Source organism: Ruegeria sp. BG11, from assembly GCF_056538565.1.
Map to the genome: position 1 here is coordinate 36,541 of NZ_JBQFTH010000017.1, position 21,758 is coordinate 58,298.

The following is a 21,758-nucleotide window of genomic DNA, read 5'->3' on the forward strand; positions in this document are numbered from 1 at the left end:
AAGCTCGGCAAGGTTGCTTGCTCCAAGCAAACCACACGTGGTGAAGGTTCCGTTCAGGCGTAGAGGCTCGGCGATTGTTGAGCCGCATCGTGCCTATATTATTAGGCTGCTTTCCAGTTTCGCGCGATCGACTTTGGAGGCATGGCGCTTGTCCATAGGGATGCTCTCAATCGACACCACATTGGGAACGCCAAACCCAAGCGCAGAACGCTTCCAATCCTCAAGGTACTTTTGTGTTCCCTGGACACAGAGAGTGGGGCCGGCTTTCGTTGTGACAAAAGCGCATTGATCCACGCCCGGCCATTGCTGGGCAGCAACTTCGATCGCAAAGGGGAAAAGCGTACCTGAAGCGACTTCAATTTCGGACCCGATACGCCCCCAAAGCCACAAACGTCCGTCATCATCCAGCGTGCCCGCGTCACCAGTCCGGTGCCAAACAATGTCACCTTCCCGGACTTTGTTTTGCTGTGAGTGATTTGGGTCCAAATACCCTTCATTCACATGTGCGCCGGCGACCTGAATCTCGTTGTCGCGAATGCGGAGCGTGATGTCAGGGACCGGATAGCCCACGAGCAGCCCCCTTCCAGAAGCCATGTCGCGGTAATCCTCCTCCGAGATGTCGAGGGCATTGAGATGCGCGATTGGTTCAGCTTCGGTCGAGCCGTAGACGCACACAACCGACAGCCTGTGCCGGCTTCTCAATGTCTCCACCAGGTTTGGAAATACCGGGCCACCGCCGGTGAATACCGTGTGCAACGACCCAGTGTCCTCGGATCGAACCAGATTTTCGCACAGCGATGGCGGGATCAGGACCCGGGTGACGTTCTGCGCCTGAAGCCACCGTTCCAACTGCGTGGGTGATAGGCGGTCCAGTTTGCTGAACTTCCAATTGGGTAAAACACTTGTGCGCCCAGCCGCCAGATTGATCAGGGTGAATACTGGAAAGGCGACTAGGTCGCGTTCGGCCTTGTCGCTGTGGAGGAGGGGTGCGATGGCGTCGTGCTGTGCCATCAGAAACGCGTGCGAGCGTGGAATGGCTTTGGGCTTACCAGTCGTGCCGGAGGTGAAGGAGATCAGGGCGATATCATACGGTTGCACCTTGTGCGCCGTCGGGTTGATGTGGCCTTCTCGGGGCGTGAGCAAGGGAAGGGTCCAAAGGCTGGGAACCAGAAACTTTAGCAAGGAATACGGGCCCGCCGAACAGAACGCTTTTAGGTTTGTTGTCCGAATGGCGTGGCACAGACCGGCCAGCCCCATGGCTGGCTCCGGCAAGACTACGGTGGCGCCAAGGGACCACAGGGCGGCCAGGCTGGCATAGAGGTCCGCGTTGACCGGCATGGCCAACAGCACACGATCCCCCGGTTGGATGCCCTTGCCCTGCCACCGACCCGCCAATTGCTGAACGCGTTTGTGTAGGTCCTGAAAACTGATCTGGCACCCCTTGCCGTCCACGATGGCAGTCCGGTCCGGAAACCGTTCAACCGCAGCGGCGAAATGGAACAACAGGTCAGCCATTCAGCTTGCGCCCAAGCAGGGTATAGCGTCGGAAGATCGTTGCGCCTTCGGCGGCGCTGCGGTCAGCCGAGATGTTGTCATCATGGATCAGCGCATGAATAGCCGCGTCGTACCCCATGCTGAATGCCGTCTTGTGAAACCTGTGGGCCAAATGCCGCCCAGCTCCCGGTTCGAGGCTGGCGTAGGTCTTAAGGATGGCGGATTTCGGATTGGGGCCTTCGGCATAGTTGGGAATGCCGAACAAAAAACCTGCCAATGTCCCGTCTTTGCGGCGTGCAAACAAGATCAGGTCGCGCTTCATCATCGGCACAACCGGCAAATACATGGCCAGAAAATCGGCCTCGGATATCGGCTTGTAGAACGCGTTGTTTGAGAACGCCCGGGTTGAGAGTTCAAAGACCTGACGAAACAGGGCCTCGGGGTCCGTTCCGTCCCAAGCTTCCACCACGAATCCGTCGCTGCTTGGTGGGGCGGTCGCAGCAGAGGCATGTAGCGGCACCCGGGCTGAGAAATACCGGTTGATCTCTGCAAACCCAGCCGACCGGAATACCTCGGGCTCATGGGACTTGTTGCTGGGTTCCATCAGGAACGGAGCGGACCCATCGCTGTCCGAGACGAACCGGTAGCTGTGCCAGGTATCGCCCGACATCGGCCCGATAATGCGATCGAGGCCCGCATCTTGTACCCGCTCGATCCCCTCGCGCAGGATTTCAGCACCGGCCCCAGACGTTTTGCAGGAAAAATCACCGAAAGTTGCTGTCGGCGCGCCCTCCCAGTGCGGGCCGTTCAGATAGACGGTCAGTTTTGCATCCGCTGTTTTGATGGTCTCTTTGATCATGAACCAACTCCGGCAAAGACCCCTGCACCAAGTGATCCGGCAAGGAACCAAACGTAGTAAAACAAGGGCAGGGCGAGGGCCAACAACGTCAGCCTAAACACTCTGTCTTTTTCGAACCAGTGTGGTCGGGCCAACGGTACTGCGGCTGTGCAAAGGAGTGAAAACAGGGCCAAAGCCGTCAGAGGCTCGGCCCAGTTCGACTGTTCGGAATTCTGGGATAAGACCCAAGTCCGTGTTGCAAACAAAACAGCCGCAGCAAGCGGTATCGCGATTGGGCTGGAACGCAGCGCCACTGCAATATGCCCCATGGCCAGCCCCATTACACTTAGCCCAAAAAAAGAAATCGCATCCCATCCCGTTGCATGTCCCGTAGCAAGCCAACCAAACCCTAGAAGACCCAAGGCGGCGATGATATCCAGATCGGGGTACTTGCTGTAACAAGGAGAAGCGGTGCTTGCCCATCCGTGCGCGGCCAGAACCATAATCGGCAGCACCGTATTCTGCAACTTAGCGGCGGCCAGCAGCAAAAAAACTGCAACAACATAAACACGGGTCGCATGTTTGGTCAGGCCCAGTTTGGTTCCCACCACGCCGAAACTGGCAAGGGCGGCAAAGAACAGGGCAGCCAAAAGGGCGAGCTCCGCCAAAGAGCTGTGGTAGTGGCCGTTCAGAAAAATCAACAAGCCAAGCGGCAGGAACAGGTTGTCAAAACCGCGCCAACTTTGCGCTTCGACCAACGTGCCAAAACCCGCCACCATAAGGCACAACATCATGATGTTGGACGGTGGGAGGCTCGACATGAACAAGAAGCAGATGATCGCGACCAACAGCGTTACGACAAAAAACACGACTGAGCCTTCCAAGCTCTTGTCGCCATCCTCCACCACGTAGCGTTTGGTTCCATAGGTAGTTCCGGCCAGCGCAGCGGCGGCATCCGCCAGTGTCAGAACAGCAATCGGCAGGATGTAGAACAGTGTGTTTTCCCCAGCCAGCAGGAAGCAAAGCCCAACCGACAAGGCGAGCAGAAAGTCACCGTAGGACGTACGCTCTACCCCATGCAGAGTCGCGCCCAGACCCGATGAAAAGCGCGGAAGGCGGAGCACCAGCATCACCAGTATTGTGGCTGCAATCAGCATGTAAACCGGCCAACGATCGGGAAAGAGCCAAGGTAAAAGCAGTGCAAAGAGGCCGGTACTGACATGCATAAGTTTGCGCTGTACTTCGGCACTCAACCCCGCCGTTTTGGCCAGATACCGTATGACCATCATGACGCCGATCAAGGCGACCACGGACCCCGCCGCAAGCAGAATCTGCCCAAGAACAGTCACGGCAGAACCTCTTCGACGACGAAATCGGAATAGAAGAATGCCATGTCGCGGGCTTTCTGCTGGGTTTCGATGTCAGTCAGGGTTTTGACACGGTTTGAGTATTTCGAAGGAACTCGGCGGGGCGCCATCATGTTCCAATAGACCAATCGGGCGTTTGGCTCGGCGGCGGTCAGGATAGAGCCGTAAACCTGCGGGAAGGTCTCGGGGGACATGTATTCAAAGATGTCGGAAAGGTTGAAACCACTGGCTTTTTCACTGGTTGAAACAAAAGCCTCCAACGATCCGAGGCGTATGTCCAGACGATCCAACCGGGATCGGATCGCCTCATAGTGCTCGGGCCGCCAGGCCATCGGCAGCGCGTCGCCGTGGTTGCCCTTGAGAATCCAGTGCATATAGGGGTTTTGCGAGGGATCAGTGGTAACCCCTGCATGACGGATACGGCGGGCGACATGTTGGGAGGGACTGCCCTCGACATGGTCGAAGAACGCACTGTCCCGACCCATGCGCCCCATTACGAAACGCGAGAAGAAGAGGTTCAGCAACAGCCGCCATCGAACCGTGTTGAACCGCGTGTCGAAAAAGGTCTGGCGCTCTGTCGGCGAGCGGGGGGTGAACACTGCGTCAATGGTCCTACGAGAATGCACCAGTGGCAGCAGCCAGCTTCGGAAGATGCGAAAATAGCGCTCGAACTTACCGACGCCGCCGATACCATGTTTTTCAACCTCCGGGGTCAGCGCCTTCCAGAAGGTGCGCGTTTCAGTATCGGTGGCCTCTAAAACCCGGTTCAGCAGGGCACCTCGTCGCGTACTTGTGCGTGAACCTGTGAGTTCGATGAATTCGGGATGGGTCAGCACCTGATAGGCCGCGATCCGAAGCCTGAGGCAGGCGATCTGCGCCAGTGACAGGTCCAGAACCACAACGCGCGCAGGATCGAGTGTCAGCATCGCCAGCGCATTGTCCCCGGCCGAGCAGATGGACACCAGCGTCTTGCCCGCACACTCACCCAAGGCTGAGGTTAGGACATCTGCGTCCTCCCACAGTTGGGCATAACGGATTTGGTCGAAATCCGCTTTTTTCTCGATCTCGCTGCTATCCATTGCACCGCTCCACAGTGCCACTTGCGCCGTCTACACGGATCATTTCGCCATCTTCGATCCAACGAGTGGCACCTTTCAGGCCGACAACGCAAGGAATGCCCAACTCACGCGCGACAATGGCCGAATGTGACAACAGCGACCCTCGTTCAACGACGATGGCGGAGGCGTTCGAGAATACGGCGATCCAACCCGGGTCGGTGTGGCGGGCGACCAGAATGTCTCCGGGGTTCAAGGTCTCGGTGCGCGAGTCACGGATCACACGCGCGGGTGCCTTGATCTGTCCTGCGGAACAACCCGTGCCGTGTTTCACGCGTGTAGTGTCTAACTCGGTTTCCTTTTTTTTGGACCAGACCGGCGCGATGGCGGGGCCACGGACTTCGATACGTTCGGGCGGGTCGGGGCGTCGGGAGGAGGTTTCATCCTCGAGTTTGCGCCGCGCAACGATGCCTTTCAGGTCGGGTGACAAGCTGTAGCCCTCAACAGATCCGAGAACTTCATGCGCTGTCAGAAAGAATATATCCTTAGGTGAGGACAGCAAGTCGCGGGCGGCGAATTCCCGACCGATGCCTAAAAACACACGCCGTGCGTAGCCAAAAATACGCGTGCGTTCAAAGCGCAGGTTTTCCCGGTCGCGCACGCGCACCTTGGTCCAGCTCAATATCCATTTGGCCAGTTGCCGTCTGAAGGGGTTCGACGGAAACAACGCCTTCCAGTCCGGCTCAGCACCTTCCTGACGTACGGACGGTGGACGTTCGGCGCTGGCTGCAATCGCCAGCAGCAAGCTGGTCGGGTCGTCGCGCAGCGGAACACTTTCCAGCTTGAGTTCCTCCGTGCACCGGTCGCCAAACTTCTCAAGATACGCGTCAACCTCGGCTTTGATCTGGGGGTGTCCGGACAAAAGCGACAGATGCGCAGTGGCCCTTAGCGGCTCGGCAAGACCTGCCTGCCGGACCAACTCTCCCATTCGAGCTATGCGTTGCGCGGGCTCCGCTGAAACGATATCGCCTTGCCCGATCATGAGGTCATTGTGCAGGGTCAACCCGTCCTCGCCCAGCCACTTTTGCAGCAGGTTTCGTGAGCCACCAAAGGCAATCATGCACAGGAAATCGTTGATCAGCGGGGCATCCCACCGATCCAGCAGGGTGCTTTCAATGCGACGATACTCGGCGGCCAGTTCGGTCGCATTCGAGGCATCCACATCCAGCCCCGCCTGCAAGATGTCGTTCAACCTGCGATAAAAATCACGCCGGGTCCGTTGCAGTTGGATGGCCTGCCAGACCAAGCCGCCCGCAACCTTTGCCAGTTTCGCGTATTCCACAAGCTTGCGCCAGCCGGTGGTGGGCGGCGGGGCAAGAGCATCCGTAACTTCACGTGGCATCGGTTCAGAAACGCCCATCATCGTTTCCATGTAGTTGCGGTTTAGCGAAAACCCGGGCAGCATTGCCAGCGCGCGATACCAGTTGATCAAATTGTAATAGGCGCGCCCGTCCACCCGGCCTAGCAAGTTGTCAAAAACGGTTGGATTCCGGGCAACCGTATGCCGGGACACGCCCAAAAGCCTGACGAAAGCGCGATACACCTGAGAATAGACATGCAGAGCAAAGGAATAAGTCAGCGGACTGACGATCCCCGGATAGCTTTCGACGATATTGGAGTTGTCGAAAATGGTCAGAGTCTGATCTGCAAGCGGCGCTGGGCACAGAGTCGTGGTGATCGGTCGGGCCTGCAGAATATGAAGCCCTTGCGCATCAATAGCCCATTCGATGTCCTGAGGGGAACCGAACAGCGTCTCGGCCCTTCGGGCGAGGGCAGCGATGGATTGTGCCTCGGGCAGGGTCAAATGCGCGGGCGTATCCGGAGTTTTTTCTCGTGTGCCATCCGAGCCGATAACCCAGGCTTCTCCGTCCGCTTCCCCTGACACAAGCTGCTCTGCAAGCCCATCAATGGCCGAGATCACGACCACATTGCGCCGACCACTGACCGGGTCGGCGGAAAAGGCGACACCGGCCGCTTTTGCATCGATCATGCATTGCACGATGATCGCAGGGGCTTCGGCCTCACCGCCGGATTTGACCGCCCGATAAGTCTCAATCGTGGCTGAGAAACCGGATCGCCAGACCTGCTTGGCCGCTGCGATCACATCTTTGCCGGGAACTTTCAGGACCGTTTCGAACTGTCCTGCATGGCTGTGGTCCACACCATCTTCGGACCGGCCGGAACTGCGCACCGCGTAAGGTCCGGGTCCGAGCGTTTCAAGCGCGGCGGTCACAGCCGATTTCAGGCCCTTTTGCGCGATGGGTCCTGATTGCCCCATGCGAAATGCATCGTTGGTGATGACGAAGAACGCAGGCGGGGAAAACCCGTGCTGCGCCAGATGCAAAAGGGCCGCTGCTTTCCCCCCGACAATCGAGACATCGGTGGCATCCGTTTGGGTGACGATGAACCTCATGCAACAGCTCCGATTAGGAAGGGTAGAAAACCAGCCGTAGCATAGCAGAAGAACACCCATAGGCCGGATACCGTGTCCATCCTGTTTTGGGCTTTTGCGGTGGGCGCCTGAGTGTACCGGAGGGCGGCAATTCCGCAGGGCACCAGCGCCAGCGCGCCGATCAGGGCGGTTGGCCAGCCGACTCCGGTGGCGCTGCCTGTGCCAACAAGTAGGGCGTAGGATACCAGGACGCAGCCGATCCAGATACGCCCAGCCAGACGCGGCCCCCAAAGGCCTGAATAGGTATCGACCCCGGTGATTTCGTTTTCCGGCGCCCATAATTTGCGCCCGATCTCTAGAACGCAGCCGTTCACAAAGGACAGTGCCAGAAACAGCCATAATGAGGATGCTGCCCCACCTGCTGGCTGCCACTCGAGACCGGTCAGCAACAGGTCAATCAAGGGCATGATTGCCATATGGCTGAGCAGGTACAGAACTGGTCGGGCCTTCAGCCAGACCGGAACGCCGAATTCAACCGTCATCGCCGCGAGCCAGATCCAGACCGCACCCAACAGCCACAAAACGGGAGGGTGCCATAGCCATGCCGCAGCAAGTGCCAGGGGGATTGTCAGCAATCCCAAGCTCAGGACTTCGCCGGGTGAGACCAATCCGCGTGGGATCGGCCTGTCGGGCCGGTACCGCCGGTCATCCTCGGCGTCCTTGAACTCATCGCAGACCCGCATCTGGAAGAACAACGCCATGGCCAATACAAAGCCAGCGGCAAAGGCGGGCCACTCGGGCAGTGGCCGGTCGGCCAGACGGGCAGACACACAAATGCTGGCCGAGGAAAACACCAGCAGTAGAGGGACGGTTTTCTTCAGCGGAAATCGCTCGGACTGGTAAATCCAGAATCGGTTCTGAATACTCATCTGTGGCGGGCCAGGCTTTCATGGGCGCGGGTGAAATGGCCTGCAGCTATTGCGGCGACAATGGAGATTTCGCCGCAGAGGCATGTGGCTGCGGCCACCTCGGCCAAAGCTGTGCCATTTCCGCTGCCTCTGAGGCCAAGTATGTTCAGCGCCGCTGTCTGGCTGGGCAAACCGGTCCCGCCACCGACCGAGCCGACAAGAATGTTGGGAAGTGTCACCGAGCAGAACAGATCGTCGCTTCTAGGTTCCATGCGCGTGACGCCCATTGCGCTTTCGGCAACGCAGGCCGCGTCCTGTCCGGTTGCGATATAGAACGCCGCCAGACCGTTGGCATAGTGCGCCTGCGCGCCGAATTGGCCAGACAAATGCGCCCCCAGATTGGCGACACGTCCATAGTCCAGCATGGCCTCGACCGTGGTTCCCAGCGTCTTCTCGACAATCTCAGCTGGAAGCGTGACCGAAGCGCTGACCTTCCGCCCGCGCCCCGTCACCAACCCTAAAGCCGAGGCCTTTTTGTCGCCCGAGAAATTACCTTCGACATACCAGTTTTCAATCGCGACAGGGCAGCTATCTGCGATGGCGTGGCACAAGGCGTCGGTGGCGATGGTCACCATGTTCTGACCCGCAGCGTCCCCTGTGGTATACCGACAAATCAGGAAAACGACGTTGGTTTCGATGAACGGCTCCAGTGAGACAAGCTTGCCATGACGGGTTGTCGCTTCGGCCGCAGATTGGAGCATGTCGACATTTGTCACCACCCAATCCACGAATTGCCCAGCCTTTAGCAGGCTCTCAAATACAAAGGCTGGTGTACGGAGCACACCTTCGTACAGAACGGCGGTGCTGACACCGCCTGAACGGGTGGCGGCGTAAGCGCCCCGGGCGTAAGACGCGACCAGCGCGGCCTCGGTGGTCGCGAGGGGGACATGGAAATCGCCATTTGCGTTCATCCCGTTTAAGCGCAAGGGGCCAATAACCCCGACAGGCAGCTTAACCGTCCCGATGAAATTCTCGATATTGGCACCGTAGATTTCGGCGTCTTCGATGGTCGCCGGATCCGCGATCTGTGCTTGATCGTCTGCGCTGGCTGTGGGTTTCAACTTGCCCCAAAAGCGTTCGAGCACCTCTTTGGTCGGCTTGCGGGAGGGGCGCAGTGTTGAAAACTCCGCGTCGCTCGGCGCCATCTGCTGGGGTATCTGATCGGCGTCAAATCGCGTTTTTATGCGTTGAAGCATTTCCCGAACGTGAAAAGGAATGACCAAAAGTGAGCTCCAATAGATTTTCCGTACATATGTTGCGCAGCTAAAAACCGATGCGAGGGCAAGGTATCAGTCGCGGGATCGAAATCCAGCCAAATGTTCGCTGATCATGTGTTTGATTCAAAAGGGTCTCGCATTCGTCAAAGAGCCCGAAGGATAAGTCTGTCAGAGGAAAGGGGGAGCAAGCCTTCTCCTCGATTTGTGCAACAAAGCCGCATGAATTCGAACTAGAAAACCAGCGGCATTGTTCAAATTGGTGGATGCACCAACTCGCTTGAAAAATAGGCGTTTCTTCCAGAAGTGCTTACCAAAAAGGACCGAATGACTTGAAAACCCCGAATTGATCGTCAAACTTCTCGCATGAGTGAGTATTTTGATGAAATGTTCAACAGCGATGGATCGCTCAGAGGTCCATACGAAGAGATCGGTCGTTGGTTTGATGCGGAAGATGTATCACGGCTAAGAGCTAAGCAGCGCGAGGCTGAGGAAGTCTTCAGGCTGACGGGCATAACCTTTAATGTCTACGGAAAAGCGGAAGCAGAGGAACGGTTGATACCGTTTGATATCGTGCCGCGCGTCATTTCCGCACGAGAGTGGCAGCGGCTGGAACGCGGCATCGAACAAAGGGTGCGGGCAATCAATGCCTTTCTTCACGATATCTATCACCGCCAAGAAATCGTAAGGGCCGGACGTGTACCGGCCGAGATGATCGCCGGAAACGAAGCGTTCCTGCCGCAGATGCTCGGTGTCTCGCCGCCCGGTCAGGTTTATACGCATATCGTCGGTGTTGACCTGGTGCGAACCGGACCAGATGAGTTCTTTGTGCTTGAGGACAACGCGCGCACGCCATCCGGTGTCAGCTATATGCTGGAAAACCGGGAAACGATGCTGAAGATGTTCCCCGAGCTCTTCAGCGCCACAAATGTACGAAATGTTTCCGACTACCCGCGAAATTTGAGACGGTCTCTTGCAGCCTGCGCTCCGGCTTGTGCAGAAGGAGAACCCACGGTCGCTGTTTTGACCCCCGGTATCTACAACTCAGCCTATTATGAACATGCGTTTCTTGCGGATCAGATGGCAGTGGAGTTGGTCGAAGGACACGATCTGAGGGTTGTCGATGGCCGCGTTTGTATGCGCACTACCCGGGGCTACAAGCCTATCGACGTTCTGTATCGCCGGGTTGATGACGATTTCTTAGACCCACTGAATTTCAACCCTGACAGCGCGCTGGGCGTTCCTGGCATCCTGGATGTCTACCGCGCGGGGGGCATCACTATTGCGAACGCTCCGGGCACAGGTATCGCGGATGACAAGGCAATCTACTCCTACATGCCTGAAATCGTTGAATTCTACACGGGCGAAAAACCCCTGCTTCAAAATGTACCCACCTGGCGTTGCAGCGATCCAGAGTCCCTGTCCTACGTGCTGGACAACCTTTCCGAGCTCGTGGTCAAGGAAGTACATGGGTCTGGCGGTTACGGTATGTTGATTGGCCCTACGGCCAGCAAGAAAGAGATTTCAGCTTTCCGTGAAAAGCTGAAGAAGAGACCCGGGAACTATATAGCTCAGCCGACTCTGTCGCTTTCAACGGTTCCAATTTTCGCGCGCTCGGGGCTCGCACCCAGGCACGTTGATCTGCGCCCCTTTGTTTTGGTGTCTCCAGATGGGGTTAATATCACGCCCGGCGGTTTGACACGCGTGGCGCTGAAGAAAGGGTCGCTCGTCGTGAACTCAAGTCAGGGCGGCGGGACCAAAGACACCTGGGTTCTGGAGGACTGACCATGCTGGGAAAAACTGCTGGCGGGTTGTTCTGGATGTCCCGTTACCTCGAACGGGCGGAAAACACGGCGAGGCTGCTTGAAACAGGTCAGAGGATGGCGTTGACCCGTTCTAAGAACTCCGCCGAAGAATGGGGCTCTGTACTGAAAACGGCTGGCGTTTTGGATGGATACCACGCCAAGTACGAAGACATTTCAAAAGACAACGCTGTGGATTGGGTGTTGCGCGATGCCGACAACCCATCCTCAATCAAGTCGGTCATTAAACAGGCAAGGAACAACGCACGCCTTGTTCGAACCGCACTGACACACGATGTTTGGAGCGCGGTAAACGCAAGTTGGATGCAAATTGACGAGGCGATGAAGCGCCGCGTGAATGAGCGCGACTTGCCGACCATGCTGGAGCTTATTCGCCACCAGGCCGCATTGGTCCGTGGCGCCACTTTGGGCACCATGCTGCGCAATGATATTTTCGATTTCACCCGCATCGGCACTTTTGTCGAACGGGCCGATAACACGGGGCGCATATTGGACGTGAAGTACTACGTTCTATTGCCCACAGCGTTCTCAGTCGGCTCGTCACTGGACAACATCCAGTGGGAAAGCATCCTTCGCTCCGTCGGTGCTGGCGGCGGTTATCGAATGACTCACGGTCAGAAAACCCGACCGTCTGACATTGCCGAGTTTTTGATATTGGATGAGCGAATGCCCCGCAGTCTTCACTTTTGTTGTAGAAAGATTCAAGAGAACCTGTCCTACCTGAAGAAAGACTATGGCTTTGCGGGTCCGTCGTGCGCCGCATCAAATACCCTGTACGAGAAATATCTGGACCAGAAGATATCCGATATCTTTGAATTGGGGCTTCATGAGTACATTCAGGATTTTCTGAAAGATCTCGGCAGCTTAAGTCGTCAGATCGAGATTGACTACCGGTTCTATGAGTAGCCCATGAAACTGCATATTCGCCATGAGACACGATACGATTTCGACGCGCCAGTCCCCTTTGGACTGCAGCAGCTTAGGAAAACGCCAAAGTCATTTCGCAACCAGACCATTGAAAGCTGGAGCACTGAAGTCATCGGAGGGGTCAAGGAGCTGAGCTTTGAAGACTACCATCGCAACACAGTGGAATTGATCAGTTTCGAAGCAAATACCCAAAGCATTTCCTTGATATCCGAAGGCGTTGTGGCGGTGGAAGACACACATGGTGTCCTGGGACGCCACGAAGGCTCGACACCCCTATGGCTTTTCAATCGTAGCACGCCTCAGACAACGCCAGGAAAAGGGGTTGCTGATGTGATCGGTGCGCTGCCCGAAGGCGAACCGCTTAAGCAGATGCACGCCTTGTCCGAAATTATTCGATCTCGGGTCAGCTACGAAGTTGGAAGTTCGCACCCGGACTGGAGCGCTGAAGAGGCCCTCTCAGCTGGGTGCGGCGTTTGCCAGGACCATGCGCATATCTTCATTGCCTGCGCTCGACATATCGGAATGCCTGCGCGCTATGTTTCGGGTTACTTGATGATGAACGAAACCGAGCTGCAGGACGCGACCCATGCCTGGGCCGAAGTGCATTTGAACGGGCTCGGGTGGGTTGGATTTGACGTTTCCAACGGGATTTCGCCTGATCATCGTTATGTACGCGTTGCAACCGGTCTGGACTATGCCCAAGCTGCGCCGGTAATAGGAAACAGAATTGGGACAGCGGGCGAGCAATTGACAGTACAGTTGCAAGTCGCACAGCAGTAACGGAGAACTTAATGACCTATGCTGTGGGCATGCGGCTGAACCGCGGACTGGTGTTCATGTCCGATACGCGGACGAACGCAGGCGTCGACAATATTTCGACTTTCAACAAGATGTTCAACTGGACGGTGGAAGGTGAGCGGTCGATCACTCTGCTGACCGCGGGCAATCTGGCGACCACTCAGGCCACAGTAAGCCTGCTTGAGGAGCGCACAAAAGCGCCGGAAGATCGTTCTCCCTCGATCCTGGAAGCGTCGACAATGTTTCAGGTCGCGCAATTGGTCGCGGCTACGTTGAACGATGTCATCGAAGAGCATGCCCGGTCTGGGCAGCAAGCTGACAGCGCCTTTCACGCAACGCTCATTCTGGGTGGGCAGATTAAGGGCGGGCCGTCTCGGTTGTTCCTGATCTACCCCGAAGGCAACTTTATCGAGGCAGGCGACGACACCCCATTCTTTCAGATCGGAGAGACAAAATACGGTCGCCCAATTCTGGTGCGGGCCTACGATCCCGAAATGAGCTTTCCAGAGACCGTGAAACTCTTGCTCGTCAGTTTCGACTCCACGATCAAGGCGAACTTGTCTGTTGGGGCACCGTTGGATCTACTGCTTTACGATGAAGACAGCCTTGAGGCTGGCACGAGGTCCAGGTTTGAGAGTGACGATCAGTACTTTCGAACGATATCGGAAGGTTGGGGCGACGCCTTGAAGTCTGCCTTGTCCAAACTTCCAGAATACAAGGCGGTGTAAGAGCGAAATAGTCGATCCTCGGCTTAGTCCGCGCCCAGGTCATAGCCTGCTCATAGTTCACGCACTCACACCAATGTCTGTTGTTGCGGCTGCTGCGGCAGTAACTTGAAGGTTGGACGAACGGCGGCAATGGGCCGTCGGTGTTTTGGGCTGCATGCGCGGTAAAATTGCCCCTAAAACGCGACCTTCACCTTAGAGCTGAGCGACATTCCACATCTGTCACCGTTCAGAAGGGGTGCCGTGCCCACGGCTCCAAATGCCGCCCAGAGCGCCGCCGGGGACGGCATTTGATTGACATTTTGGAGATTTTGGCGCAGAATAATATCATATTTTATTAACATTAACCCTATTTGAAATTTGCATATCACACTTGGTCGCAATTGGTGCAAAGCGTCCTTTTTGGCACAATTCCCAAGTGAAATCAGCAGATGTTCATATTTAATTCGGAGGCTTGTTTCAGCTATGCCTAGTCAATTTCAATTTGTTTTTGGTCGTGTCATTCAGAAGGAAAGCGGTCAGCCGGTACACGGACTATTGGTCAAGATTCGCGCCGTTTTTGGCAAAGCCTGGCACCAGCGAGATGACTGTAAGATCGACTTGGGGTGTGTATTGACGGCCGCTGATGGCCGATTTGTGCTCACAGTAGATCCGTCGAAAATACCTGAGGATTGCCGATGCGAAGGCCCCATGGAACTTCGGATGAAGCTGCGCGATCGTGATGGAACGCGCATTCACAAGGCCCGGCTCAAGGTGGACGACTGTTCCTGCAGCGAAGGCATCAATTTCGATGTTGCCGTTCCGGCAGAAGAGCTCATCTGCCACCTGAACCGCCCGTTAAGCTGGGCTGCACCCGACAAGCCATTTTTGCCGGACAGTATCTTGGATGACATAGAGGAGGCACTCGAGCTTGTGGATGCCGGGCGGTTGCAGCGAAAGCGCGTGGACCTCTCTGAGTGCGTTCGCCCAACGCTTGCGATCTTCGGCAATGCGCTTGATGACGCATGGCATGTTCTGAACGGCAATATTGCTGCCAAGGGGCGATTTGTGGATGTGCTAAATGCCCTTTGCGCCACGTCGCCAACGGATTGCGGCTGCAACGGCGCGTCCGGCGAGGATGCTGGCAGCGTGTTGCAGGATATTTTTGACGAAGATTGCAATGGCGGCGACTGCAAACCGGTCAAATCCAAACATAAGTCGGCCTGCTGTTCCGACCATGTCTGCCCGACAGGAAAATCGCTGATCGCCGACGAAGACATGAGTCTGATGGTTTTCGCAGCAATGCATGTGTCCCGCGGCCACCGACCAACAATGGTCAAATATGTCGGTGCGTTGTTGGAGCAACTATGTCGTTTCCAAGTGTTAACCGCGCTACACGAAGCAGCTGTCAACCTGATCTGCAAAAAGCCTCATTCAGAGCGGCACTTTATTGATTTGTTAGAATACGTGCTATGTATCTGCACTGGTCAGGTCCACTGCGGTCAGGTGCCTTGCTGCCACCTCTGTGTCCGTCAGCCCATTTTGGATTGCATCACAGATGCCTATCGGAACTGGTGCGGTATCGACTGCTACACCGTGACCGAGATCAACCCCGAGCGTGCTTGCCCTGGTGATACTCTCGCTATTTGCGGATGCGGCTTTGGCGAAACAGCTGGGAAAGTGCAGTTCACTCAGCATGGAACGATGAATCCCGGCCCAATCGTGGAGCCGACCTCATGGTCGGACAAACGCATCTGCGTGGTCGTGCCCACCAGTGCGGGGTGCGGATTGACGATCATCCCGCCTGCTCAGACCATCAACGTCTGTGATCGATTTCTGGACTACCGCATGAGCGGAAATATGTTGGCTGAGTTCGAAGGAACAAGCGCTGATATCCTCAAGTTCATCGTCAAAGGGCATCAAAATGACGACTGTCTGTTGCCTGGCGAGGCCCTCAAAATCCGCTGGAAAGTCTGTGCCGCAGACACCGTGACAGTTCGCATCGTGAACACCGAAACTGGTGCTGTCATTGCACAGATTGCACCAGCCCCTGATCTGGGGCGTTGGGACTTTGATCAAACCGATTTCAATGAGACGACTAAGGTACGTGTAGAAATCGTCGCGACTGGGCAATGCAAACCAGCTGCTGTCAGTCAGGGTCTGGACCTTGTCTTCCAGAACCCGCCGGACCTGTCCATTGACGGGATAGAGGTAACGCAGGCGATCCAGTATTACCGTGCCGCCCAGCATCTGACGGATCCCGCCGATCGGGGCCCAGACAACTCGTTGCAACTAGTGGCCAATAAATCGGCTTGGGTTCGGACATATTTGCGCAGTGGACAGGATCCGAATTTCGACAACGGGCAGCTCGGCAATGTCGGCGGTACCCTTCAAGTGGAACGCCGCGTCGGCGGAGTTTGGTCCACGGTGGCCAATATCCCGCCGTTCAATGCCCCGATGACGGCCCAGGACAGTTTCTCCAGCTATGACGCAGAGCGGCGCGATATCGATGCGACTCTGAACTTCATCATCCCGGCCAATGTTATGACAGGGCTATTGCGTCTTTCGATCACCGTCTCTTCGCCGGATGATTGCTATGGCGGAAGTGACACCGCCCAACAGCTTCTCGATGTCGACCTTGAGCAAGAGTTGCGCGTTGCAGCCGTCACGATCGGCTATCAAGGCCCGCCATTGGGCGGCGGAGCGAATATTACCTTGCCAGCACCTAACGCAGCGCAGGTGGCCGCTGACACCAGTTTTGCGCTTCGGGTATTCCCCGTGGGCAGCACGCCTAACGTGCGGATCATCGACAGTCAGACCACAACACAGGGGCTGACAAACAATATGTTCCCGGCGGGTGGATGCGATCCCAACTGGACACCAATCCTCAATTTCGTGGCCAATGCGCGCACGAATGACGGCAATCAGGGTGACTGGCTTTACTATGGTCTGGTGAATGCGGCGATACCGCGTTCGCATGGCAATACAGGATGCGCCAGCGGCGGAAACGGTGCCGGCCTGTCCAACAATCCGGTCACGCTCGCGCATGAATTGGGCCATCAGGCGGGCTTACCGCATGCCCCATGCGGAGCGGTTGGCACACCGAACGCGAGCTATCCGCTGTACGAACCCTATGATACCGGCATGACAACAACCAATTCCAGCGGCAATACAGTCTATTCAGATGCGAGCATCGGCGAATACGGTCTCGACACAAATGACGGGACCATACACCGACCAGCAAACAGCGAGGATCTGATGGGCTATTGCGGCCCGCGTTGGGTTTCGATCTTTACGCACAACTACATGCTGAACCGCGCCGAATTTGACCCCGTAGCACTGGCAACAGGCGTGTCTGGCGGCAATGCGACAGGGGCAGGTGACATGGAAGTCGACCGGCAAGACCAGATACGTCCATTCGTGACGATTGTCGGGGCGGTTGACAAAGACATGCAAGCATCGGTCGCAAGCCTCGTGCGGGTTCCAACGCGACCCCTAAGAATGTCTGGCGCGCGCACTGATCTTGTCATTCAATTGATCGGCGACAACGACGAGGTTATCTCATCCGCGCCGGTCTTTACAATGGATACGCACGACGCCAATGGTGATGGCTGCGGTTGCGGCGGAGGCGGCAAAAAGGATCCGGCTGAACCGCCCTACAATTTCATTGCTGCAATGGGTGATGTCGACCTCGGAACTGCAATTCGAATTTGCGAGAGCGATACGACCCTATGGGAACGCAAACGCCCGGCGCGGCCCATTCAACTAGCATCGGCCGAAGCCAGTATTGGCGAATCTGGTCTAAAGGTCTCCTGGAAAACGAATGGAGCCAAACGAGGCTATGCCCCTGATATCTGGCTGCAATGGTCCGCTGATGGCGAACGCTGGAACGGCCTGACGGTTGGCGTGACGGGCAACACTGTGGAGATTGACCCAGCCATCATTCCAGCCGACAAAGTCAGGATCAGGGTTCTGGCGCATGACGGCTATTCCACCGCGACGGCCGACACCAAGCCAGTTAAACTGCCCGCGGCCCCGCCCGAGCTTGCCATCATTCATCCCTTAGTGGGTCAGGTGGTGCGCGCAGACCGACCACTACACCTCTGGGGCACATTCACAGGGCGAACCGCAGTAAAATCTGTTGAATGGTATCTGGACGGTAAAAAGGTCGCGAAAGATTTGGATGCCTGGGTCGACGCACTCAAACCGGGTGAGCATGTGGCGGAACTGCGCGCAAAAGGTGCGAACCCAGTAGCCGTCAAGTTTTCTACAAGTGCCCGCTAGTTGACCACCTTTGATGCGCTGCAGAACACAATGTTCCAATGATCGCATCCAGGGCTGACGCCTGAAGTCCGGCGCGCGTTAGAAGTGATTGCAGAGCCTACATGGCGTGAGGCAATACGCGCAGTGTGCTGAGGACTGAGAAAAGCGACAAAGACCTCACTTGAGAGTGTCTCATCAAAATCTGCACATCTTGGGCAGGGGAAATGCGCATTCGCCGGTCACATCTGGCGGCATGAAACGTTTGACCGCAGATAACTTGGCTTGGTGCACCTTCGCAACCGCCTCCGCAATTCTTGCAGCGCAGCCTTTGCAATGGCTTGCACAAAGCTGGCTTAGTCCGGCCTACGGATCGTACGGATATATCTATGTTCTGCTGATTTTTGGTTTGGCCGGCATGAGCGTTCTGAGCGGCCGTCCAAAAGAAGTGGGCTCTCAGATACCTACGATTGCCTTGTTGTTGCTGGCCGCTTTGATCCGATTTCTAGGACAGGTTTTGGCGGTCAATACCCTCAGTGCTTGCGCGCTTGCATTGGATGTTTTCGCGCTGGTTTCGGTATTGCAGTTGCATCGTCGCCCCTTCGCGCTTTCGCCATTCTGGATGGCCACTCTGTTTTTGTTTTCTTTACCAGCCGAGATGGTCTTGCAGCGTATGCTTGGCTTCCCGTTGCAGATGGTTTCGGCGGAATTGTCCTGTCACATGCTTGGCTCTTTGTTTTCAGGTATCGTTTGCGACGGGGTGCGCATCACTTTGGAACAGAAAGACATTCTGGTGGACTTGCCATGCTCGGGCGCGTCAGGGCTTTTGCTGTCGCTGGCTTTTGTGGTCACTCAGAACGCGATCATGCGTCCTAAACTGTATGTCGGTGCCCTCAGCGTCTTGACCGTGATCGGATGCGCCGCCTTGGGCAATAGTCTGCGCATTTCACTTCTGGCGATCGGGATTACACATGATCTGGATGTGATGGCCGAACCTTGGCACAGCCTGATCGGGTTGGTAACGCTTGCCCTGACGGTTGCGCCTTTTGCGCTGTTCTATCGGCCCCGCAATGCGGTTGCATGTGCAGGTCGCCCACAATCCATCCGGATCATCCTGCCGAAATCCCTCAAAGCGCTTGGCGGGCTTGCTTGCCTAATCGGCAGCATTGCCATCGTGTCCCTCAAGGCCAATCCAGTGGATGTTTCGGGCAGTGTGGCAACCCCGAACCTTCCCGCACAAATTCACGGGCATCTTATGCGAAGCGTGCCTCTGACTGCGATGGAGGCACACTACTTCGAAGCCTATGGCGGACAGGCTCAGAAAGCTCAGTTTGGTCCGCTGGGGCTGAATGTGGTCAGCACACGCGCACCGCTGCGGCACCTGCATGCCCCGGAGATCTGCCTGCGAGGTCTTGGCTACAAGGTTCGCTTTTTTGGTACACGCTATGACAGCGTTCCGAGTGCCTACTATCGCGCGATCGGCCCAAATGGGCACGAATGGCTCGTCGCAGTCAGCTACGTCTCACAAAACGGGCACGTCACACCCAGCGTCGGTGAAGCGATTTGGCGCTGGCTGAACGGCTCCGGCGGCACCTGGAGCAGCGTGCAAAGGATCACCCCATGGAGTCTGGACAGCGAGCTTCGCGCCCAACTCGACGCTGCCACGATTGCAGCTCTGGACATTCAAACCATCGAAGGAACGGACATATGATACGCCACTTTGCTTTTCTCTTCTTACTGTGTCCCGGGATTGTCTACGCCCAACCAGAAGGCGACGTCGCGGGCCGATTGGTCGGCAGTGGCGCGGCGGGTCAATTGGACCTTCCGCTGCTGAAATCGGACCTTTCCGTTGATATTCAGGGCGATATGGCAACCGTTCAGGTGCAACAGGTTTTCGTGAATCCGTCAAATGATCCAATGTCGGCGGAGTATCTGTTTCCACTGAACCAAAAGGCCGCCGTCTATGCCATGCAGATGCGGGTTGGCGACGAAGTGATTGAGGCTGAGGTTCAGAAAAAGCACGAGGCCGAACAAACCTTTGAAACCGCAAAGCAAGAGGGTAAGGCCGCAGCCCTTTTGACCCAACATCGTCCCAACATGTTCACGCAGTACATTGCTAACTTGATGCCAGGGCAGCCGATCACAGTGACGCTGAGCTATGTGCAAGCGGTTCCAAAGATCGATGATGCCTATGAGTTGGTGCTGCCACTGGTTGTCGGGCCGCGCTATCAGGGCACGAAGGACTTTGAACCGACATCCGAGAATGTCGCGTTGGCGGACTTCCGCGAAGATGAGCTGGACGCCTCCGCCGTGGCTGAGATCGATGGCTGGGAGGTTTCCCAGTTACCCGAGTACCCGCCGGTTCCAGGCCTGACGAACCCAGATACGATTGAACCCGCACGCGTTTCGCTGGCCCTGAATCTGCGTGGCGCGGTCCCCGTTTCCAATCTGACAAGCGCAACTCATGATCTGCAGCTTGAGGTGTCCGATGGAGTAATCAGTGCCACCTTTAAGGACGGACGCGTGATCGACAACCGTGATCTTGTTCTGCGCTACGAACTTGGCGGCGATCAAACAGCAGCCGGAGTACTGGCGCATCATGATGAGCGCGGCGGTTTTGTGTCGCTGCTGATCGAAGCCCCAAGGGTTCCGCAATCGGATCAAATCACGGCGCGAGAGCTGGTTTTTGTGCTCGACACATCCGGATCAATGGGCGGCGCACCGCTGGATGCCAGCAAGCGCTTTATGGAAACTGCGTTAAAGGGTTTGCGTCCCGAAGATTATTTTCGCGTTATCCGGTTTTCGTCAGGCGCGTCCGATTTCGCATCCCAAGCCGTTCCCGCCACACGCGCCAACGTCCGTTCTGGTTTGCGCCACGTGCGCGATCTCCGTGCTGGAGGTGGAACCGAAATCGAGAATGCAATCCGGCACGCCTTTGCCATGCCACAACCTGAAAATACACTGCGCATCGTCGTCTTTCTCAGCGATGGATATATCGGGCGCGAAGCCGATGTCTTGCGCACAATCCGGCGGCAGATCGGTCATGCTCGGATCTATGCCTTTGGTGTCGGGACTGCTGTCAATCGCTTCCTTTTGGATGGGATGGCCAAAGAAGGTCGCGGCTATGCCCGATATGTCGATCCATCTCAGCGCGCGTCGGATGTTGCTGAAACGCTGGCCCAAGATATGAAATCGCCGGTACTGACGGATATATCCGTTGATTGGGGCGGGCTGAATGTCACCGAAGTAGTTCCCCAACGTATCCCTGACCTGTTTGACGGTGGCTCAATCCGGGTTATGGCTCGGTACGAAGGTGGCGGACCTACGGACATCAAGATCAATGGTTTAGTTCAGGGTCGAAACGCGCAAATGCCGTTGTCGCTGAACCTGCCATCGAAGCCCACCGCTGAAGATGATATGGGCCAGGGGACTGCAATCCCACTGACTTGGGCGCGTACGAAAATTGCGGATTTGGACCGCGCTCTGGCGGTTCAGACAGGCAACCCCAGAAAGCTTGAAGCACAGATCACCGATCTTGGGTTGACGTTCAATCTTCAGACGCAGTTCACCTCATTTGTAGCTGTGTCTAAACAGGTTGTGAATGAAGGCGAGGTACCGGCAGGAGCCACTCCGGTGGTCCTGCCTCAGGTGGCGGGCGTCGGCGCGGCGGCCTATCCCAAAACCGCGTTCAGCGGATCATCCACACCCGAGCCGCAAACGATATTTGGGCTAATCATCCTGGCGGCTTTGGGCGCGCTGCGTCTGACCCGAGTTCGGAGGATCGCGGCATGAGACAAATACCATACAAATTGCGAACAGATGCCTGGTGGTTGGGGGACGATTTCAAATGGAGCGCTC

The 21,758-nt window shown here is 56.5% G+C and carries 15 protein-coding genes; 7 read left to right on the forward strand and 8 right to left on the reverse strand.

All coding sequences use genetic code 11. The annotated features are described in order from the left end of the window. Nucleotides 1–93 precede the first annotated feature (93 nt). The 7 genes from ACR0JF_RS21230 to ACR0JF_RS21260 are packed head-to-tail and all read right to left on the reverse strand — an operon-like array spanning nucleotide 94 to nucleotide 9,319. The gene (locus ACR0JF_RS21230; protein ID WP_170660590.1) at nucleotides 94–1,515 is read right to left on the reverse strand and encodes an AMP-binding protein; all 1,422 of its coding nucleotides are present in this window, start codon (nucleotides 1,513–1,515) and stop codon (nucleotides 94–96) included. Continuing rightward, nucleotides 1,508–2,353 carry a hypothetical protein gene (locus tag ACR0JF_RS21235; protein ID WP_170660589.1) on the reverse strand — a complete coding sequence of 282 codons (846 nt, stop codon included), beginning with the start codon at nucleotides 2,351–2,353 and terminating at the stop codon, nucleotides 1,508–1,510. The genes ACR0JF_RS21230 and ACR0JF_RS21235 overlap by 8 nt, the downstream gene beginning before the upstream one ends. Continuing rightward, a complete protein-coding gene (locus ACR0JF_RS21240; protein ID WP_170660588.1) occupies nucleotides 2,350–3,681 on the reverse strand; it encodes a hypothetical protein in 1,332 nt (443 codons plus the stop codon). Before ACR0JF_RS21240 ends, ACR0JF_RS21235 begins: the two co-directional genes overlap by 4 nt. Beyond that, a complete protein-coding gene (locus ACR0JF_RS21245; protein ID WP_170660587.1) occupies nucleotides 3,678–4,778 on the reverse strand; it encodes a DUF3419 family protein in 1,101 nt (366 codons plus the stop codon). Before ACR0JF_RS21245 ends, ACR0JF_RS21240 begins: the two co-directional genes overlap by 4 nt. Continuing rightward, nucleotides 4,771–7,227: a PEP/pyruvate-binding domain-containing protein gene (locus ACR0JF_RS21250; RefSeq protein ID WP_170660585.1), complete on the reverse strand. Its 2,457-nt coding sequence runs from the start codon at nucleotides 7,225–7,227 to the stop codon at nucleotides 4,771–4,773. Before ACR0JF_RS21250 ends, ACR0JF_RS21245 begins: the two co-directional genes overlap by 8 nt. After that, nucleotides 7,224–8,135, reverse strand: coding sequence for a UbiA family prenyltransferase (locus ACR0JF_RS21255; protein WP_170660584.1), 912 nt, complete (start codon nucleotides 8,133–8,135; stop codon nucleotides 7,224–7,226). Before ACR0JF_RS21255 ends, ACR0JF_RS21250 begins: the two co-directional genes overlap by 4 nt. Next, nucleotides 8,132–9,319, reverse strand: coding sequence for a hydroxymethylglutaryl-CoA reductase (locus tag ACR0JF_RS21260; protein WP_480669840.1), 1,188 nt, complete (start codon nucleotides 9,317–9,319; stop codon nucleotides 8,132–8,134). The genes ACR0JF_RS21255 and ACR0JF_RS21260 overlap by 4 nt, the downstream gene beginning before the upstream one ends. Nucleotides 9,320–9,754: 435 nt before the next feature. Here ACR0JF_RS21260 and ACR0JF_RS21265 point away from each other — a divergent pair, with 435 nt between their 5' ends. From ACR0JF_RS21265 to ACR0JF_RS21280, 4 genes are read left to right on the forward strand one after another with little or no spacing between them, the layout of a single operon-like run. After that, nucleotides 9,755–11,173 (forward strand): circularly permuted type 2 ATP-grasp protein, encoded by a 1,419-nt coding sequence (locus ACR0JF_RS21265; RefSeq protein WP_170660581.1) that lies wholly within the window; start codon nucleotides 9,755–9,757, stop codon nucleotides 11,171–11,173. Nucleotides 11,174–11,175: 2 nt separating this feature from the next. Continuing rightward, nucleotides 11,176–12,117, forward strand: a complete 942-nt coding sequence (locus ACR0JF_RS21270) for an alpha-E domain-containing protein (protein ID WP_170660580.1) — start codon at nucleotides 11,176–11,178, stop codon at nucleotides 12,115–12,117. 3 nt (nucleotides 12,118–12,120) lie between these two features. Next, the gene (locus ACR0JF_RS21275; protein ID WP_170660578.1) at nucleotides 12,121–12,918 is read left to right on the forward strand and encodes a transglutaminase-like domain-containing protein; all 798 of its coding nucleotides are present in this window, start codon (nucleotides 12,121–12,123) and stop codon (nucleotides 12,916–12,918) included. An 11-nt stretch (nucleotides 12,919–12,929) separates the two neighbouring features. After that, complete coding sequence (locus ACR0JF_RS21280) at nucleotides 12,930–13,664, forward strand: proteasome-type protease (protein WP_170660576.1); 735 nt, start codon at nucleotides 12,930–12,932, stop codon at nucleotides 13,662–13,664. A gap of 531 nt (nucleotides 13,665–14,195) precedes the next feature. Here the strand turns inward: ACR0JF_RS21280 and ACR0JF_RS21285 are convergent. Next, nucleotides 14,196–14,486 (reverse strand): hypothetical protein, encoded by a 291-nt coding sequence (locus ACR0JF_RS21285; protein WP_480669843.1) that lies wholly within the window; start codon nucleotides 14,484–14,486, stop codon nucleotides 14,196–14,198. A gap of 57 nt (nucleotides 14,487–14,543) precedes the next feature. On the opposite strand from ACR0JF_RS21285, the gene ACR0JF_RS21290 reads away from it, so the two are divergent. From ACR0JF_RS21290 to ACR0JF_RS21300, 3 genes are all read left to right on the forward strand, one after another. Continuing rightward, on the forward strand, nucleotides 14,544–17,924 hold the full coding sequence (locus tag ACR0JF_RS21290) for a hypothetical protein (RefSeq protein ID WP_480669845.1): 3,381 nt from the start codon (nucleotides 14,544–14,546) through the stop codon (nucleotides 17,922–17,924). A gap of 232 nt (nucleotides 17,925–18,156) precedes the next feature. After that, entirely contained in the window at nucleotides 18,157–19,611 is a 1,455-nt protein-coding gene (gene xrtT / locus ACR0JF_RS21295) for an exosortase T (protein WP_170660573.1), read from the forward strand. Beyond that, entirely contained in the window at nucleotides 19,608–21,692 is a 2,085-nt protein-coding gene (locus tag ACR0JF_RS21300; protein ID WP_170660572.1) for a VIT and vWA domain-containing protein, read from the forward strand. Before xrtT ends, ACR0JF_RS21300 begins: the two co-directional genes overlap by 4 nt. The last annotated feature ends 66 nt before the right edge of the window (nucleotides 21,693–21,758 follow it).